An 18,971-nucleotide genomic window follows, 5' to 3' on the forward strand; every position below is an offset into this window, starting at 1 on the left:
TATTTCTTCGTTTTTCAGTATTGTATCTAACACTGATTCAAAAAACTCTCCATTGTTTCTTCATCTTTATTATTTAATCTTTACCTATACCGAATCCAAACAACTTTGGGGATAAACATAATGAAAGCGATGAACAAAATTGTATTGGTGACCACTGGTTTAATCAGTATGGGCGCACTTACTGCATGTCAAACAACAACTCAAGCACCTCAAGAAGTTAAAAAGGGTCACTTTGATAAAAAACATCATCATAAAGAACGTTTAACACCTGAACAACGCGAGCAATTCAAACAAGCGCGTGCTGACCGTAAAGCGATGATGCAGCAAATTCGTCAAGCATGCGACGGCAAAGTTGTAGGTCAAACTGTTCAACTCAAAACTGATAAACAAAATATTGATGGTACTTGTCATATCCGTTTCATAGCGGATCGTGCTGATATGAAAAAAATGCATGAGCAAGCACGTGCCCAATTTAAAGCTGGAAAGCCAACTTCGGCCCAAGCTAACCGTTCACAAAAAGGTGAACCGCTCACAGATGCCAAACGTGCTGAGCTTGTTCAAAAATTTGATCAACGTTTGATGCAACAGCAAGTTAGTCAAAATGCAAAACTTCAAGCATGCAATGGACAAACTGACGGTAAAAAAGTTCAAATCAAAGTGGGTGAACAGACTATCAACGGTGTATGTAAAGTTTATTTCAAACCAAATCAACCACTCGTTAAACCAGACTTAAAAAAATCCGCATAATTCAATTCAACTCACTACTAAGTGATTGAATATTAAAAAGGCGCATGTTGCGCCTTTTTTTATGTCATAACTTATTACGTTTTTGACTATTCTGTTCACATATAATTCACGAAAAAACTTTATACTCTAAACACTTAGCCAAAATTAATATTTTTTCTTTGACTTTACAGTCACACAGAATATGGCTATAAAACTTGTACCAAGCAATAACTTATTGCACGATGTAATAGAACAAAATAGGTGTCGTAGATGACACGACATTTTTTATTAGGATTATAAATCTGGTTTAACCAGTATTGAGGAACCCGATATGCCACAATACAAAGCGCCCTTACGTGATATGCAATTCGTTTTGCATGAATTATTAAATGCTGAAGAACACTTTTCAAAACTCCCTGCATTCCAAGAAAACGTAAGCCGTGAGTTGGTTGATCAATATTTAGAAGCTGCTGCAGATTTCTGTGAAAACGAATTATCTCCACTCAACCAAGTAGGTGACCGCGAAGGTTGTACTTGGAATGATGGTGTAGTTACTACTCCAACAGGCTTCAAAGAAGCATATAAAAAATATGTAGAATTAGGATTCCCATCTTTAGCTGCTGAAGAACAATATGGTGGTCAAGGTTTACCAAACTCTTTAGGCATTATCATTTCTGAAATGATCGGCTCTTCGAACTGGGCATGGGGTATGTACCCAGGTCTATCTCATGGTGCAGTTCGTACAATTGAGCACCATGGTACGGAAGAGCAAAAAAATACTTACTTACCAAAACTAATTTCAGGTGAGTGGACAGGTACCATGTGTTTAACAGAATCTCATGCGGGTTCTGACCTTGGTATTATCCGCACAAAAGCTGAACCTAATGCAGATGGTAGTTTTGCGATTTCAGGTGAGAAAATCTTTATTTCCGCTGGTGAGCATGACATGGCGGACAACATTGTTCACATCGTTCTTGCGCGTTTACCAGGTGCTCCTAAAGGAACGAAAGGGATCTCATTATTCATCGTACCTAAGTTTAACTTAACTGCTGATGGTGAAGTTGGCGAGCGCAACGCTGTTCGTTGTGGTTCGATTGAACATAAAATGGGTATCCATGGTAACGCAACATGTGTGATCAATTTTGATCGTGCAACAGGTTACTTGATTGGCCCTGAAAACCGCGGTCTGAATGCAATGTTCACCTTCATGAACACTGCACGTATTGGTACAGCTGTACAAGGTTTGTCTGCTGCTGAATCATCTTTCCAAGGTGCTTTGGCATATGCGAAAGATCGTTTAGCAATGCGTTCACTTTCTGGTCCTAAAGCACCTGAAAAAGAAGCAGATCCAATTATTGTGCATCCAGCAGTTCGCAACTTAATCTTAACGCAAAAAGCATTTGCTGAAGGTGGTCGAGCTCTAGTGTACTACCTTGCTCACTATGCTGATATCGTTGAGAAAGGCGCGACTGAAGAAGAACGTAAATTTGCAGATAATATTCTGTCATTATTAACGCCAATTGCTAAAGCATTCTTAACTGAAGTTGGTTATGAAGCTGCAAACAAAGGCGTACAAGTATTTGGTGGTCACGGCTTCATTTCAGAGCATGGTATGGAGCAAATTGTTCGTGATACACGTATTGCTTGCTTATATGAAGGTACCACTGAAATTCAGGCACTTGATTTGTTAGGTCGTAAAGTACTGCAAACTCAAGGTGCGATGTTGAAAGATTTCACCAAAATCATTCACAAATTCGCTGAAGCAAACAAAGATAATGCAGACTTGAAAGAGTTTGTTGAACCTTTGGCTGCACTCAACAAAGAATGGGGCGATTTAACCATGCAGATCGGTATGCGCGCGATGCAAAACCCTGATGAAGTCGGTGCTGCTGCAGTAGATTACCTATACTTCTCTGGTTATGTAACGCTAGCATTCTTATGGGCTCGCATGGCTCAAGTTGCTCAACAACAACTTGCAGCAGGTTCAACTGAAGTTGACTTCTACAATGCGAAAATCACAACAGCTCGCTTCTACTTCAAGAAGATCCTTCCACGCGTTCGCTCACATGTTGACGTAATTGCAGGTGGATTAGAACCATTAATGACTTTGGATGCTGAACATTTTGCATTCTAATGATCCATATTAAATATGTGTAAAAGAAAAAGGACAGTCATAGATTTGGCCGTCCTTTTTCTTTATAAATAAATTCGAGATATTAACCTTTAGTCGTCTAACAAGTCCTAATATGCTTCGATAGACTGCTAAGAACTAAAGATATTTAAACAAAAAAAAGGTGAACGAAAATGCCAATCTATAATGCGCCTCTTACAGATATGAAGTTCATTTTGAATGATGTATTTCAAGCTGAACAATTTTGGCAATCAAATGAGAATTTAGCTCATATTGATGCTGCGACAGCTGAAGCTATTTTAGAAGAGATGGCTAAATTCGCTCAAAACGTAACCCTTCCCCTAAATCGCACAGGTGATGAAGAAGGCGCAACTTATAATAATGGATCTGTTACCACACCAGCGGGCTTTAAAGAAGCGTTCCAACAATATGCAGAAGGTGGTTGGATTGGCTTAGGTGCTGACGAAGAATGGGGCGGTCAAGGCATGCCAAAAATGCTGACTGTGCTTGCAGATGAAATGCTTTTTGCAACCAACCCATCATTTATGCTTTACCCACTTCTTTCTGTGGGTGCGGGTATGGCATTAAATAGCTATGCTTCTCAAGAACAAAAAGAAACCTATCTTCCTAAAATCTATTCAGGTGAATGGTCAGGTACGATGTGTCTCACAGAGCCTCACGCAGGTACTGATTTAGGCATTATTAAAACTAAGGCTGAACGTAATGAAGATGGTACTTACAACATCACAGGTACTAAAATTTTTATTACCGGTGGTGACCATGATTTAGCTGAAAATATTATTCACCTTGTATTAGCAAAAACGCCTGATGCTCCTGCTGGTTCACGCGGTATTTCTCTGTTCATTGTACCTAAATTCTTAGTGAATGAAGATGGTACCTTGGGTGATCGTAACCCTGTAGGCCCTGGTTCTATTGAACACAAAATGGGGATCAAAGCCTCTGCAACATGTGTGATGAACTTTGACGGTGCAAAAGGCTATTTAGTCGGTAAAGAAAACGAAGGTCTTGCTGCAATGTTCGTGATGATGAACTATGAACGTTTGTCCATGGGTATCCAAGGTTTAGGCGCTTCAGAATTTGCTTATCAAAATGCTGCTCAATACGCCACTGATCGTTTACAAGGTCGTAGTGCAACAGGTGTGAAATCTCCGAATAAACCTGCTGATAGTATTCTTGTACACGGTGATGTACGTCGTATGCTCTTAAATGCGCGTGCGAACAATGAAGCATCACGTGCATTTGCAGTATATGTAGGTCAACAACTGGATATTACAAAGTTCTCGACGGATCCAGAAGCAGTTGCAAAAGCAAATAATCGTGTTGCTTTGCTCACACCAATCGCAAAAGCATATTTAACAGACACTGCTTTCAATGCGACACTAGATGCCCAAATGGTCTTTGGTGGTCACGGCTATATTCGTGAATGGGGTATGGAACAATGTATCCGTGATCTTCGTATCTCACAAATTTATGAAGGCACGAACGGCGTTCAATCACAAGATTTGATTGGTCGTAAAACGATTAAATGTAATGGTCAATTCATCGCAGAATATATCGAAGAAATTCGTGACTTTGCAAATGCATTAGATGCGGACTTAAATTACATCAAAGATGCCACTCTTGATGCTGCAACTGAACTTGAATCGATTACACAAGTTGTTCTTGAACGTGCTGCTGAAAATCCTGATTATGCGAATGCTGCTGCGGTGGATTATTTACATGCGGTAGGCTTACTCAGCTTTACCTATATGTTTGCTAAAATTGCTAAAGCTGCGAGTGAAAAATCAGGTGAGTTCTATGAGAACAAATTATCTTTGGTGAACTACTACATCCAACGCGTTTTACCTGAATTAAATACACGTTTAGCTCGCATCAAAGCTAGCTCTGAAATCGTGATGGGATTTAGCGAAGATTACTTCACAAATCAATCATAAGTTTTATCTTAAAAAAGCCTGATTCTTCAGGCTTTTTTTATCTGAAATTTGCTTATTTTCAAATCACCTCATAATAGTCTTCCCTGCTTAGGCATAAGATGAGCATGAATTTTGCATCACTCCAATGAAACCATCAGGTTTTTTCAAAGGAGGAGATGTCATGAGTAAAAAAGATATTAGCGTAGCAAAATTCGAATCCTTATTAGATCGTTTTGGAAATCTAGCAGTTGAGAGCTTCCACTATATTGCGCTCTTTATTATTGGCTGCATGGTAATTTGGTCTGCAGGACATACCGTGATTGATATTCTTACGGTAAAACAATATGCAACGATTGATGACATTCTGTTGTTATTTATCTATTTAGAGCTAGGCGCGATGGTAGGTATTTATTTTAAGACCAATCATATGCCCGTCAGATTTCTGATCTATATCGCCATCACTGCCCTGACACGTCTGTTAATTTCAGATATTCAACATGACCATAAAGCTGATATTGATTTAGTCATTATTACAGGATCAATTTTAATCCTAGCATTCGCTATATTGGTCGTGCGTTTTGCTTCTTGGAATTTTCCATCAGTGATCCGAGATAAACACCAAGATAAACCTTTACCATTTGGAAAAACACCACGCCCTGAAGATGATGAGTTGGCTTAGATAGAGATGGTTTAGGCAAGTTTGAACAAGCATCTAACGATCATTTGGCATCTGGATATATCGACCATTTTGGTATATCCAATGCATTCCAACTTGTGGTGCAGGAAGACCATAACGACGCCAATCTGAAATCAGCATATACTGACTCATTTCAATAGTACCACCCTGCCCATTTACGAAACTTGACTGCTTGCTAGAATATGTCGTCGTGGTCGGTAAAGACTGTTGATAGATCACTGTAATCCCATTCTGCTGCGGATACGCTGGATAAGGAGGATATGGTCGCTGTAATTGAGGTCTATTCTGAGCAAAACGTGGTTGTTGCAATGGGACTGGCTTACTTAGACGATCTGCATTACCAGTATATATTGGAGTCTGTGTTGGTTTTACAGGTCGAACCTTAGAACCTTGGTAATTACCCCAACTATCTGCAAAAGTATGACTCGTTATTAAAAGAATCACTGAACCCAATAGAGTCTTAACCAATAATGTATTGTTCATCTCTATTACCTCATTCCAAATTTAAGATTACTTTTATTTTCAAAATTCATTCTAAAGCTTAAATATGGATCAATCATGTAGAAATCTTGAACATTATTTAAAATTTTAAATTTAATACTTTAGACCTTTTATTTATCTGCATGAGTCTGTTTGTAAATCTGCTAGACTAACCATTTTTAACTTTGCGAGATTATCCACCGTGCCTGAAATGAGTTTTGATCGCCTGCACCAATTTTTTTGTAAAGTTCCGAGTGTCCAAGAAAACTATATCGATTCTTATGGCACTGATGGTGAACATGCATGGTGGTTTAAATTTCAAATCAATATCGACCATGCCTTAGCTTGGCAAACGGTTCAAGAACTTGGTCATGTATTAAATTACATTTCTAAAAATGAACGCCTACCCACTCAGTTTTTACCAGTGTCTCCTCCACCCTATATGAATGGTGAGGCGAAACAATTCTTATCTTGGGTGATTCAGTGTAATCATCCTGATTTTACGCCAGATGTGGTTTGTGATTGGTTAGAAGCACGTTTACCTCAACCTGTTGAGGATGAGTCTAAGTGGAAAATTAAAACCGATATTAAAGAGCTCGATCAGATTGATGATAAGGAACTCGATAAATTAGTTCCACCGAATCCATAAATGAAAAAATCCCTCTTTCGAGGGATTTTTTTAGAAGGTTGAGAGACCACTCCATTCCATGAATCGATAAATGGCATATTTCATTATTGAATCTTCTGCATATTCTGAGTAATCAACACTCATTTGCTTACCCTCTAAATTCATCCAAGCAGTATCAAAATACTGTACTGCATCTTTAAAAACTTGCTGATTTGAAGAGCCAATAACACGTAAATCAGTTTCTAAATTATAATTTTTCAAATTACGAGCAGTAAAATTAGCCGACCCCAAAATCAGTTCAACCTGATTTGAACTACGCTTAATAATCATTTTTGAATGGCACTGCTCACCTTGTGTATTACACCAGCGTACGTCTATTCCAGCTTTATAGAGCTCTGTCGCGACAGGACGATTTGGAATACCATTTTTAGTACGTCCAAATGCATCTTTGTTCGGGTCTAGTAATACACGAACTTCAACACCGCGTTGGTGAGCTTTAATTAAGGCTTCAATAATTTCTCGCTCTGATAAATAGAACATTGCCAAATCTATTTTTGCATCAGCACCTTGAGCAGATTCAATCAGTTTCAGCAGTTCATCATATATTGCTTTTTCTGTCAGTACTTGCACTTGCGGCAACAGTTTATCTTCTGGCACATCTCCCACAATAACCATTGGAATATTTGCTTTAGAAAATAAAGCCACTGATTGTTCAGTTTTTAAAATATCGACAGCTGTATGCCCTTCGACCACAAGTGCTACATTGGAATGGCGTGAGCTTCCATCATGTGGGTTCATCGAAGTCACTAGTGTTTTCCATCCCTCGGATGTATCCACTACGATGGTTTTACGATGGTTCGCTTTAAAATTAAAAAGATTTAAATAACTTCGAATGGTAATTTTTTCTTCCCCGAAAGGATTATTTAACCAACCTTTCTCAGCATTATTACCTAAACTCTGACAACAAAAATACCAAATGCCCGACCACAGTGGATTCGATGCGCGTAATGGTGATAAATCTGTTTCTATGACATCAATTCCTGCTTGTCTGAGTTGTCGATAGTGCTCTGGGATTATTCCACCATAAACTGAATTTATAGGATCAGTGATTAATTTAATTTCAATATTCGGTGTTAGACGCTTTTTTTGAATGAGTGCTTGGGTCAGTTCTTGTGTTAAGGCGCGATGTTGATTTTGAGACTGACCAGTTTCAGGATTGAACAGAAACATATCTAACACAATTGTGGTTTGCGCTTGCTCAATAAGATTGAGAATTTCATCAAAAATCTGATGCTGCTGTCGCTGACCCGCCGTATCTATATAAGTTTGGTCTGCTAGGAATTTCACATTTGCATGCCGTAATTTACCGGAATAATTAAGCCCTTCTGGTAATGGTTTATAAATATGATATAGCGCTGAGGCTAAATAGCCGATGGTCAGCATACCGAGAATCAGACCAACATAACGTCGGTTTGACCAATTTAATTTTTGGTGAATTCGTTTAAATAGACGCATAACAAAAAACCTAGTCCGATACTTTCAGACTAGGTTTTAATTTACGTTTTTTCAAGCATTAAACTGTTTTTAACACGTTGAATTAAATTAGAACCCGTATTCAACGCCGACGGTAAAATTACGTCCAATTTGTGGAATATTCGATAAAAATGAATTGTGCGAATAAACCTGATCATCCAACAAGTTATTTGCTTTTAAATAAACCCGATAATCGTTGCGATTGTTTAACTGCCCAGCATAAGACACACCAACATTGACCATGTTATAACCTTGGGTTTCTTTTTCAAAGTCAGCAAATTTATCTTGCGTGAATACATGATAATACTCAGCTAAACCAGACCAACCATCAGCAAAATTGGTTTCCACCTTTGTACCAAGTCGTCCAGCAGGAACACGTGGAGCATTTTCCCCCTCTATCTTGCCTCTTACATAATCACCAAACACACTCACCTTGTAAGTATCATTAATTTGATAGCCTAGCTGAGCCTCAGTTCCATAAAAACGTGCCTTATCCTGCGTATATTTAAGTCCACGTAAATTGCCTTGTTGAGCTACAGTTGCACCATAAATATAGTCTTCAAACCAATTGTGATAAACATGAACATGATAATCGAGCTGATCACCTTCATAATGGAGACCCAACTCTAGATTATTTGATGTTTCCTTATCAATATCTGGATTACCTAGCTCATATGTGTTTGTTGCAAAATGAAGACCATCTGCATATAACTCTTGAGCTAGCGGTAAACGTTGTTGATGAGACCCCACTAGAGACAACTTATAATTTGGCGCGAACTCCCAATTAGCTGCAGCTGATCCTGAAACAGCAGTCCCTGAGTAGTTCTTTTGATTGGAATCGACATCAATTTTTTGATGGTCTACACGAGCGCCCAATTCGACATGCACAGGACCAAGCTGTTTATGTTCTAGTGCAAATAAACTGTACTTATTGGTTTTTGTATCCGCCATCAGAACATCATGACTATGACCATGATGTTCATGATCGTGATCACTATGATCATGGTCACCATGATCAACTTCATCATGGTCATGTCCCTCAGGCGCATTAAGTTTTATTTTTTGCTGAGATGCTTGTACACCTACAACACCCTCCCAACCTAACAACGGTATATGAACCAACTCTAAACGACCATCATAACCCTTACTTTTAAAGTTACTAATAACTTCATTTTCTTCTAGTTCATCATGCTCGTAATCTGTAAAACTTAAATGAGCTCGCAGCTTTTCAAATCCTTTTAATGGATCATTTAATTCAGTTCGCAAATCATAGCGTTCAGATTTTAAGTCAACCCATGGACCTGCAGCATTTTCGTGTTCATGGTCGTGCGCTGAATTAGGTGGTGGACAATGGAAATGATCTCCATGCAATTCACATCCATGATATTCATGACTATGACCAGGTAATCCATATTTATCTTGTCGATTACTATATGACAGCCCCACAAAACCTCGATCATGGATCCATGAGCCGCCGACATTAACTGTTTGACCTTCTGAGAAGGTATTTTCTACACGTTTAGCACTTTCACGATGAGGCTCTGTCTCACCCTCATGATGATGTTCAGTGAAGTAACCTTTGAAAGGGATATAATCACTGGCTTTATGCTTCGTGCCTTCAACACGAAGTGCAAAATTTTCACCTATAGCTGCTGTTACACCTGCACTCGCAAGTTTTTCATCACTCCCAGAGTTGTAGCGGACGCCCACTTGCCCCTCTAGACCATTAGCTGGCATTTGTGTCGGTATTTTTTGATCAGTCACGTTGACTAAACCACCCACAGTTCCAGCTGCGTACAGTAATGTTGAAGGTCCTCGGATAACTTCCACTTGCTTCGCCAAAATAGGATCAACCGTTACGGCATGGTCAGGAGAAAGTGTTGATACATCTGCAGTTTCAGAAGCATGCTGTAAAACTTTTACACGCGGTCCATCTTGGCCACGAATCACAGGACGACTTGCACCTGTTCCATACTGATTAGAATAAACACCCAACTCATCGGCTAACGCATCACCTATGGTTGTTGGTCTTTCAGATAATTTTTTTTGATCAATTACATGATCCGCTACAGCGAAGTCAGCAGCTGTTTGAACCAATGGATGTGCGGTAGAAGAAATTGTATCTAATTGAACATTTTTTTGTTTTTGATCAGCATGTGCTGCGGATGCTATCACTGCCAAGACGGAGGCAGTAATGATATTTTTATGAAAGTTCATACGACAAGCTCAAAATTCGAGAATTTAAAATTGTTGTTATAATATAACATTTCAACCAAACTTCAATCATATTTCATTCATTTACTCCAAATTAATTACCTTCATATAATTAAACCAATGGGTTACATATCAATGTTAATCTATAAAATTCGGATAGCATTTTTTTGATATATTTCAGCAATGCCCTTTACAATTTCACATGCTGTACTCGCACCAATTTTGCATAAAGCATCGAAAGGAGCACTTCCTATTTCTGCTCTAGCAATTGGTTGCATGGTCCCTGACTTATTTCGTCTTTTTACAGACGAACATATCCAAATCTCACATCAATGGAGCGCATTGCTATATCCCAATTTATTGGTGGGAATGGCATTCTGTCTATTATGGTATGCACTATTACGACCTACTTTTTTTAGATGGGTTGGTATTTACAATCCCTTAAAACTCTCGAACTTTAGATCTGTCTTTCAATTCTTGGTGCTGATCAATATTTCATTAATCTTGGGTATCAGCAGTCATATCCTTTGGGATGGTTTAACTCATGTTGATTACAGAACCTTTGCTTTTCATGACCTATTAGCTAAACAAATCAATCTTTTCGGACAACACTACCCCCTCCATCGAATTTTACAGGTCGGTACCTCTATTATTGTTTTGCCCTTTATTTTATGGTTTGCAAAACAGTATTTTTGTACTTACCGTCAATCATTCAGAGTAACCCGTTCTATCACTATTTTTGCTGTGGTATCCGTGCTAATTTCAATATTAGGTGGATTATTGGGATTTATTCATTTCCACTCTAATTACAATACAGCCATTTTAAATGATCTATATGGTTACATTGGCTTCTCAATTAATTATTTCTTTAGAGGCTTTCTATTGACGTTTGCGATTTGTACGCTTGTTTTTCAAATCTTAGATCAATTGGAATTATTCGAAGGATCGTCTTAATTTTAAATTTGCATTAAATAATAGTGCTTTCATAATCTTCTCCTTGTGACTGTAGTCTCAAAGAGGCATAATTCACCCTTTGTATAAAGGCGTTACGCTGTTTACGTATACGCTTTCATTAACCCATATAGTTGGATTTTTAACGCTATGATGCGAACTCATTACTGCGGTTCATTAACCGAAGCTCAAATTGATCAAACCGTTACACTTTGCGGATGGGTACACCGTCGCCGTGACCATGGTGGTGTAATTTTCCTTGATATGCGTGACCGTGATGGTCTAGTTCAAGTGGTTATTGATCCTGATACACCAGAAGCTTTCGAAACAGCTGATAAAGCTCGTTCTGAATTTGTATTAAAAATTACTGGTCGTGTTCGCCGTCGTTATGCTGGTACTGAAAATGCCAACATGGTGAGTGGTCAAATCGAAGTATTAGGTAAAGAAATTGAAGTTCTAGCAGCGTCTGAAACTCCACCATTTCCATTAAATGATGATAATACTAATATTTCAGAAGAAATTCGTTTGAAGTATCGTTTCTTGGACATTCGTCGTCCAGAAATGTTAGAGCGTTTACGTTTCCGCTCTAAATTAACAAACCTTATTCGTAACTATTTCGAAGAAAATGGATTTTTAGACGTTGAAACACCTATTTTGACACGTGCGACTCCTGAGGGTGCGCGTGACTATTTAGTTCCAAGCCGTGTATCAAATGGTAGTTTCTACGCTCTTCCGCAATCACCACAGTTATTTAAACAATTGTTAATGGTGGGTGGTATTGATCGTTATTACCAAATTGCTAAATGTTTCCGTGACGAAGACTTACGTGCTGACCGTCAGCCTGAATTCACACAAATCGACGTTGAAACATCGTTCATGAGTGACGATGACATTATGGATTTAATGGAACGTTTAACAGTTAAGATGTTTAAAGAACTTCTTAATGTTCAATTTGATAAGTTCCCACGTATGACCTATGCAGATGCAATGCGCGACTATGCGTCTGACAAGCCTGACTTACGTATTCCACTTAAACTCGTTGACGTTGCAGATTTAATGCAAGACGTAGAGTTCAAAGTATTCGCTGGCCCTGCTAAAGATCCTAAAGGTCGTATTGTTGCATTACGTGTTCCAGGTGCAGGCTCTCTTCCACGTAGCCAAATCGACGAGTACACTAAATTTGTTGGCATCTACGGTGCAAAAGGTTTGGCGTATATCAAAGTTAACGAACTTGAAAAAGGTATCGAAGGCTTACAATCTCCTATCGTGAAATTCATCGAGCCAATCGTGCTTGATCTATTAAAACGTGTGGGTGCTGAAAATGGCGATATCGTATTCTTCGGTGCAGATAAAGCGAAAGTTGTAAACGATGCAATGGGTGCTTTACGTATCAAAGTCGGTCATGACATGAAGATGGCAACTTGCGAGTGGGCACCACTTTGGGTTGTTGATTTCCCAATGTTTGAAGAAACTGATGATGGTAAATGGACCTCTGTTCACCACCCATTCACATTACCAAAATCTAGCGTTGAAGAAGTGAAGAATAACCCAGGTGCTGCATTGTCTGTTGCTTACGATATGGTACTTAACGGTACTGAAATCGGTGGTGGTTCGCTTCGTATTCATAACCTAGAAATGCAAAAAGCAATTTTTGAAGCTTTAGGTATTGGTGAAGAAGAAGCAGAAGAGAAATTCAGCTTCTTATTGAACGCTTTACGTTATGGTGCACCTCCACACGGTGGTTTAGCATTCGGTTTAGACCGTCTTGTGATGTTAATGACAGGTGGTTCTTCTATACGTGATGTGATTGCATTCCCGAAAACGAAAACTGCGGAATGTCCTTTAACACAAGCTCCTGCACCAGTTGAATCAACTCAACTTCGTGATCTTGGTATTCGCTTACGTGAAAAACCAAAAGCTGAATCACAAGAATAACGTTTTGTTGATCTAAATAAAAACCCTGCAACTGCAGGGTTTTTATTTCATTGAGATAAACGCTCAAAAATGGCATAATCTCAGAAAATATTTAAGAGTTCATTCATATGGCTATGCGTCCTGATGTTCGTCGTCATACAATCATTATTATTGTATTTTGCATCGTGCAATGGGCATTTATGCGTTATATCTTGAATGAACAATTATTTAACCTCACCACTTATCAGCGTATCGTGTTCTTTAGTACGAGTAGTTTTATTGCAGCTTTTGGTTCAATCGCCGCACTTATTTATATGGTGATTAAAGGAAATGCGGATAAATAAGCATTGAGCTTACTTCCCTCTTCATTCTTCTCTTGCTTAAATTAAGTCAGTATTCATCTGACAAGATTCACCTATTATCAATAAATTATTAATTTTTAAATATAAATTAAATACTTAAGGGTTTAAAATTTTTAATAAAAACTTATGTCGATCATATTGGTGCACTATAGGAATCACAGATTGATCTTTATTGACTATTTTGCCATCTAACAAAGATATCTCTTCTTGCGAAAATAACCCTAAAGTTATTATATTGGAATCATTGGGTTGGCAGAATTGAATATTGGGTATACGACCATCGAATATCAACTTATTATGCATGGCTTGATCATAAATTCGATTCGACATGATTTTATATGGAATATTACAAAACTCACTTATCATTAACTGAATATAAGCCAGCATTGACTCTCGATCACCATAGCTTACTCCTGAACATGAAATCTGCTGCATTCCCATTTGCTCTAAGACTTCTACACCGTATGCATCTTTAATCCAGTCAGCGTTATAAGCCTCATCCTTTAATTTAACCTTTTGTTTTTCCATCCCGACATACAATCCATGTACGATGCCATCAAGTGGTGGAGCTTGGAAAATTACATCCCGAATATCAGATAAAAGAATTTTTTGAGCATTTGGACGAAGTCGAATCGCTTTTTGATACTCAAAGAAACGAGCTACATGAGGATAACTCGCATAGTTCAAAGCGATTTCTTTCCAACCTTGCCTTGGAATTTTAGCTACAAATTGAAAAAACAGAGTGGCGCAACGTCGTGCCAACTTATGTTTGAGTAATCCAACATAATCATTACGATAGTGTAGCTTACCCATAGAACTAAATTGGTAATTAATAGTGTAGTGTTGAATATGCTTTAAGTGTTTTCTATATTCTTCTAATTGTTTACGATAAATGATTAAAACAAGTTCACCATCAAATCCAGTATGATCTAAAGAGTTTATGAACGCTAAAATTTGAGAAACACTGTAACCTGTAGCAGCAGCTAGAATAACCTTCTCATTACCCATCGATATTTTTCCTATTTAAACTTAATTGTTCGGTGCTGATATACATCCAACAGTTGCTGAATGAGTCTAAACCACTCCCGTACAACCTTTTGTTTAAACGTCAATTTCTGCTTGATATGCTGTACTTGAATATCAAAACGCTTACGACGATTCTGCTCTAAACTACTTTCAAAAATTTCTTTTTGTGTAGGCTTTAATATATCGCTTTGAATACACAACCCAGGACTTAATTGATATGGAGTATACTGAGTTGACTGATCAAATAATTCAAAAACTATATGATCAACAGCCACCATTTCATCAAGACTTCGAGCATATTGCAATAATTGTTCACAAGCCTTTCTAGATAAAATATAGCCAGCACAACCTAAGTGTATACCATTCAGCTGATACAACGCTCGTTTACCAGGTACTATAGCTTGCTTTTGATAAGCCATTTTTATTTTTTTTGAGAAAACTTCAAGTTTGATTATATGTGTATCTTTTGGTATCCAATTATAATTCTCTAAAAGTAGATGACTCTCTTGACCCAGGTAAACATCATCTTCAAATATAGTAATAAAATCAAATTGCTCATCAACTGCTTTTTTCCACAAAGTGAGGTGACTCAATAAGCAAGCTATTTCACCTTCTGTAAGCTGTGTCTTTTGAAAATTTAGATCTAATAAATTAATCGATTTCTGACTAGAATCAGGTGTAATCGCATTAAAAAACTCAAAATCAACATTTTGACGATTGAATTCAATGCTTATGTGTTCACGTCGGCTCTTAGCAGTCTCTAAGCTAATAACAAAATTTCTCATAATTCAGCTACTTAAACTCTACTTTTCTAGCAAACAAACATAGCCTCAACTTATGAATCAAACGAAGAAATTCTCGTTTGATTTTTTGATCAATGCTCAACATTTGTTTTGGTACTTTAAAATTGTTGCGGTAAGCATCTAGCGAACTAACGAGCGTAATTTCTTGCTTGAGAACTTTCTCTTGTATACAAATGGCAGGTTCCAACTGATAAACAATATAATCATTGTGTTTAAGCAAATCAGAGAATAGTATGTGATCCAATGGTTTCAACGTTGTTTGATGCTGAATATAGTTTAGAATATTCTTTATGGCTTTTTTCGAAAGTATATATCCCGCAGCCCCAAAGTGATCTGTTTTTAGCTCACTTATTACATGTTTTTCTTTACTTAATTTTGATTTTTTTAAAATTACTCTCTCGAAGAAAGTTTCAATCTTTAAAATATCTATATTTTGTTCTAACCAACTACTATCCTTTAAAAATAATGATGCATCTTCAGTTAAAAAAATGTCATCTTCAAAGATCGCAACATAATCCAAACCATCATTCAGCGCTTTCTTCCAAACAGTAATATGGCTCAATGCACACGCCAATTCACCTTCACTAATTTTAGTCAGGTCAAAAAAATCAAAATCGGATTTTATAATTTCGTAGGCTAAATCGGGAGTTAGAGCATCAAAAAACTCAAAATCAATTTTTTTTGCGTGAAATTCCTCAGTGATATGACTCCTTCGCTCATGAGCAGAAGGTAAACTTATAACAAAACTCTTCATATAAAATTGGGGATCTACTTTTTACTAAGCTTATAAAATAAAAAAAGTTAATACATTATGGTTGTTAATAAATTTCACATTCAACAGTTCTAGTATGAAAAAAACATATACATTATACTTTAATTTAGATTAATTAAAAAAATATCTATCCATAAAAGTTAGTTTTTCTAGTTTGTCTAATTACACATTAGAACATTTGCAATACATTTAAAAACTACATGAGAGTTTAGCATTTTTAATGCCAATCTAAATGAGTGCTATCTTTCAATAATGATGGAGCTTGATAATTAAATGCTTTACCCTCAACAGCCATTTGATATTTTTCTAAATATCCATACATCATTTTTTCAGCATTAAAATATTCTTTAACATGTTCGTGGCACTGTAAAGGATCATATTTCTGATTCAAAATAGCATCGACTAACTCATCGGTTTGAGGTGAAAGTTTTCCACAAAAATGAGGAACTAATTCTGGAATAGCCCCATAAGGCGTTGAAAAAACTGGACACCCGAAATACATACTTTCGATAATCGCTAAACCAAATGGTTCATGCCAACGCACTGGAAAAATCAAACCTTTTGAACCATTTAATAGTGCGAGTTTTTCTTGACCGCCCACCATACCATGAAAACGAATATTTGGAGAAAATGTTAAGCGTATGCCTCGTTTAAAATTAAAGCGGTCACCACCCAATACATCTAATTTTTGCTTCGCTTTTAAAGCAACATTGATCGCACCTTTGACATTCTTTAAACGCCAAGCCGCTTTACCTAAGAAATGATAATAATCACGCTTGGCTTTCCAATTCACATTACCATAATTTGACCAATCGAGGCCGTTATAAACAAAACTGTTCGACTGATGTCTCTCTGCATGATTTTTTGAAACAAAAATAGTATTTCTATCTAACAAATCACCCACTTGAGCATTACCATGTTCTGTCACAACATAAGGTATATCAATTTCAAGGTTTTTAGGTTGGAATTGAAAATGAACGATATCTGTATTTTCAGGAATTAATTGATTCCAAGATTTAAAAGGATCAATTTCAATAACTTCTGCAAAATCACAAGTTGAGCCCTTCGGGACGATAAATGTGACTTTATGACCGAACTCGACTAATTTTTTTGCTAAATCCCAAATAACTCGCTCCGTTCCACCGTAAGCAAAAACTGGAATCGTCGACATATTTGCGATTACAATATTCATTTATTCTTCTCTTGATTCATTTGCCAAAGCATCACATATTTATTAAAGGTGTATCCCATCGAAGCGATTGCCAAAAATAATCCATATGCTCCACCAATAAAATCACCTCGGATAATATATTCTCGAATAAATGAAAATATTGATCGAAATATTAAGGCAATTAAACTGACTTTTTTTCCATTTTTAAACTTATCTTTTGCCCAATCATGACTATATCGAACATTTTTGAGCAAGAAATGGTGTAAATCATCGTTGGTCAAATGAGCCAAATAACCTGGCAAACATTGTGCTGAAACCCCTTTTTGGTCTAAAGATTCATGCACTTCTAAATCTGAATACTTAAAATGCTCACGTGAATAAAGTCTTGCAAGCTTGTCGGTGTACCAGCCTCGTTTTTGAACTTCAACACCACAGAATAAATTCACTCGCGCCAAACTAAACACTCGATCATACTGTACTGGCTGCTTTAGAATTTCTGCAATCGAGTCACGTAAAGGTTGATCTAATCGCTCATCTGGATCCAGAACCAACACATAATCTTGAGTGGCATAACTTTGAGCCAATTGACGTTGCTTACCAAAACCTTTCCAATCAGTATTTACAAACCATTTTGCACCGTAACGATCAGCAATTTCTCGAGTATTGTCCGTGCTTCCTGAATCTAGAATGACGATTTCATCCACGAGATCAACCACACTATCTAAGCAATCTGCCAAATGTCTTGACTCATTTTTTAAAATAATCACCAATGATAAAGTGGATCTTTTTTCTGTCCCAAGCTCGATTGAAGTTAGATTCTGCAATGCTTGATGTTCAGCAACAAACTTTCCTTCGGCATTGTTATGATGTAGATCATACAAAATTGCATATTTATTAAAAGTATATTGCGCAAATATTAACGAGTATAAAAAACCATAGCGGCCTTTCAAAAAACGACCATCTACAATATATTGTTTTATAAATGCCCAGAATGCATGCAGTAAAATTGCAAATGATGAAGTTGATTTTCCACGATTAAAACGATCAACTGCCCACGCTTTCGCGTATTGGAGTCTTTTGCTGAGTAAAAATTCTGGTGTAGGTGCAGTATGATGCAACATGAATCCATTCAATGTTTCTGTTCTAGCTTGATTCAAAACAATAGATTCATGCACTAAATTATCGTTATATTGAAATGATTTAGGATATAAACGCCAATGCGCTTTTATTGACCAATAACGATTGTCAATCTCATGTCCAAAAACACAATCAACGCGTTTAATTCCATAAACGATATTTGCAGGTTGGTTTTGGATAACTTTTAAAATGCTTTGCTTTAATTCTTCAGTAATTTCTTCATCAGCATCCAACGCTAGAATCCAATCACCAGTCGCATAGCTTTGCGCCAATTGACGCTGTTTACCAAAACCAGGCCAATCTGTATTCACAAACCATTGACCGCCAGCAGCTTCGACCAGTTCACGTCCGTGATCAGTACTTCCAGAATCAAGCACAATGATTTCATCTACCCAACCACGCAATGCAGGTAAACTAACTGCTAAATTTTCAGCCTCATTTTTTACCATCATCACAACAGATAAACGGTATGCTCTTTCTTGTCTATTCAAC

The 18,971-nt window shown here is 37.3% G+C and carries 16 protein-coding genes; 8 read left to right on the top strand and 8 right to left on the bottom strand.

Annotation, left to right across the window (positions count from 1 at the left end; all coding sequences use genetic code 11):
• The first annotated feature begins 120 nt into the window (after positions 1-120).
• From AC1M86_RS10775 to AC1M86_RS10790, 4 genes are all read left to right on the top strand, one after another.
• Positions 121-747: a hypothetical protein gene (locus AC1M86_RS10775; RefSeq protein ID WP_481607928.1), complete on the top strand. Its 627-nt coding sequence runs from the start codon at positions 121-123 to the stop codon at positions 745-747.
• A 310-nt stretch (positions 748-1,057) separates the two neighbouring features.
• Positions 1,058-2,860: an acyl-CoA dehydrogenase C-terminal domain-containing protein gene (locus tag AC1M86_RS10780; protein ID WP_180028280.1), complete on the top strand. Its 1,803-nt coding sequence runs from the start codon at positions 1,058-1,060 to the stop codon at positions 2,858-2,860.
• A 170-nt stretch (positions 2,861-3,030) separates the two neighbouring features.
• Entirely contained in the window at positions 3,031-4,812 is a 1,782-nt protein-coding gene (locus tag AC1M86_RS10785; RefSeq protein ID WP_092767569.1) for an acyl-CoA dehydrogenase C-terminal domain-containing protein, read from the top strand.
• A gap of 160 nt (positions 4,813-4,972) precedes the next feature.
• Entirely contained in the window at positions 4,973-5,470 is a 498-nt protein-coding gene (locus AC1M86_RS10790) for a phosphate-starvation-inducible protein PsiE (protein ID WP_481607929.1), read from the top strand.
• A gap of 33 nt (positions 5,471-5,503) precedes the next feature.
• Here the strand turns inward: AC1M86_RS10790 and AC1M86_RS10795 are convergent, their stop codons facing one another.
• Positions 5,504-5,971 carry an RcnB family protein gene (locus AC1M86_RS10795; protein WP_481589245.1) on the bottom strand — a complete coding sequence of 156 codons (468 nt, stop codon included), beginning with the start codon at positions 5,969-5,971 and terminating at the stop codon, positions 5,504-5,506.
• A gap of 199 nt (positions 5,972-6,170) precedes the next feature.
• Here AC1M86_RS10795 and AC1M86_RS10800 point away from each other — a divergent pair, with 199 nt between their 5' ends.
• Positions 6,171-6,617, top strand: coding sequence for a hypothetical protein (locus AC1M86_RS10800; protein ID WP_092767573.1), 447 nt, complete (start codon positions 6,171-6,173; stop codon positions 6,615-6,617).
• A 30-nt stretch (positions 6,618-6,647) separates the two neighbouring features.
• Here the strand turns inward: AC1M86_RS10800 and AC1M86_RS10805 are convergent, their stop codons facing one another.
• Positions 6,648-8,111 (bottom strand): phospholipase D family protein, encoded by a 1,464-nt coding sequence (locus AC1M86_RS10805; protein WP_481607930.1) that lies wholly within the window; start codon positions 8,109-8,111, stop codon positions 6,648-6,650.
• A gap of 87 nt (positions 8,112-8,198) precedes the next feature.
• On the bottom strand, positions 8,199-10,346 hold the full coding sequence (gene znuD, locus AC1M86_RS10810) for a zinc piracy TonB-dependent receptor ZnuD (protein ID WP_481607931.1): 2,148 nt from the start codon (positions 10,344-10,346) through the stop codon (positions 8,199-8,201).
• Positions 10,347-10,526: 180 nt separating this feature from the next.
• Here znuD and AC1M86_RS10815 point away from each other — a divergent pair, with 180 nt between their 5' ends.
• From AC1M86_RS10815 to AC1M86_RS10825, 3 genes are all read left to right on the top strand, one after another.
• On the top strand, positions 10,527-11,297 hold the full coding sequence (locus AC1M86_RS10815; RefSeq protein ID WP_481607932.1) for a DUF4184 family protein: 771 nt from the start codon (positions 10,527-10,529) through the stop codon (positions 11,295-11,297).
• Between the two features lie 147 nt (positions 11,298-11,444).
• Complete coding sequence (gene aspS / locus AC1M86_RS10820; RefSeq protein WP_035265578.1) at positions 11,445-13,229, top strand: aspartate--tRNA ligase; 1,785 nt, start codon at positions 11,445-11,447, stop codon at positions 13,227-13,229.
• Positions 13,230-13,336: 107 nt separating this feature from the next.
• The gene (locus AC1M86_RS10825) at positions 13,337-13,552 is read left to right on the top strand and encodes a hypothetical protein (protein ID WP_035265580.1); all 216 of its coding nucleotides are present in this window, start codon (positions 13,337-13,339) and stop codon (positions 13,550-13,552) included.
• 114 nt (positions 13,553-13,666) lie between these two features.
• Here the strand turns inward: AC1M86_RS10825 and AC1M86_RS10830 are convergent, their stop codons facing one another.
• The 5 genes from AC1M86_RS10830 to AC1M86_RS10850 all read right to left on the bottom strand — a co-directional run bounded on the left by AC1M86_RS10830 (position 13,667) and on the right by AC1M86_RS10850 (position 18,970).
• The gene (locus AC1M86_RS10830) at positions 13,667-14,578 is read right to left on the bottom strand and encodes a hypothetical protein (protein WP_481607933.1); all 912 of its coding nucleotides are present in this window, start codon (positions 14,576-14,578) and stop codon (positions 13,667-13,669) included.
• 11 nt (positions 14,579-14,589) lie between these two features.
• Positions 14,590-15,381, bottom strand: coding sequence for a glycosyltransferase family 25 protein (locus AC1M86_RS10835; RefSeq protein ID WP_481607934.1), 792 nt, complete (start codon positions 15,379-15,381; stop codon positions 14,590-14,592).
• Between the two features lie 7 nt (positions 15,382-15,388).
• Entirely contained in the window at positions 15,389-16,153 is a 765-nt protein-coding gene (locus AC1M86_RS10840; protein ID WP_481607935.1) for a glycosyltransferase family 25 protein, read from the bottom strand.
• Positions 16,154-16,388: 235 nt separating this feature from the next.
• Positions 16,389-17,363 (bottom strand): glycosyltransferase, encoded by a 975-nt coding sequence (locus AC1M86_RS10845; protein ID WP_481587165.1) that lies wholly within the window; start codon positions 17,361-17,363, stop codon positions 16,389-16,391.
• Positions 17,360-18,970, bottom strand: coding sequence for a glycosyltransferase family 2 protein (locus tag AC1M86_RS10850; RefSeq protein ID WP_481607952.1), 1,611 nt, complete (start codon positions 18,968-18,970; stop codon positions 17,360-17,362). The genes AC1M86_RS10845 and AC1M86_RS10850 overlap by 4 nt, the downstream gene beginning before the upstream one ends.
• Position 18,971: the final 1 nt, after the last annotated feature.

It is taken from the genome of Acinetobacter sp. ANC_7654, from assembly GCF_056779855.1.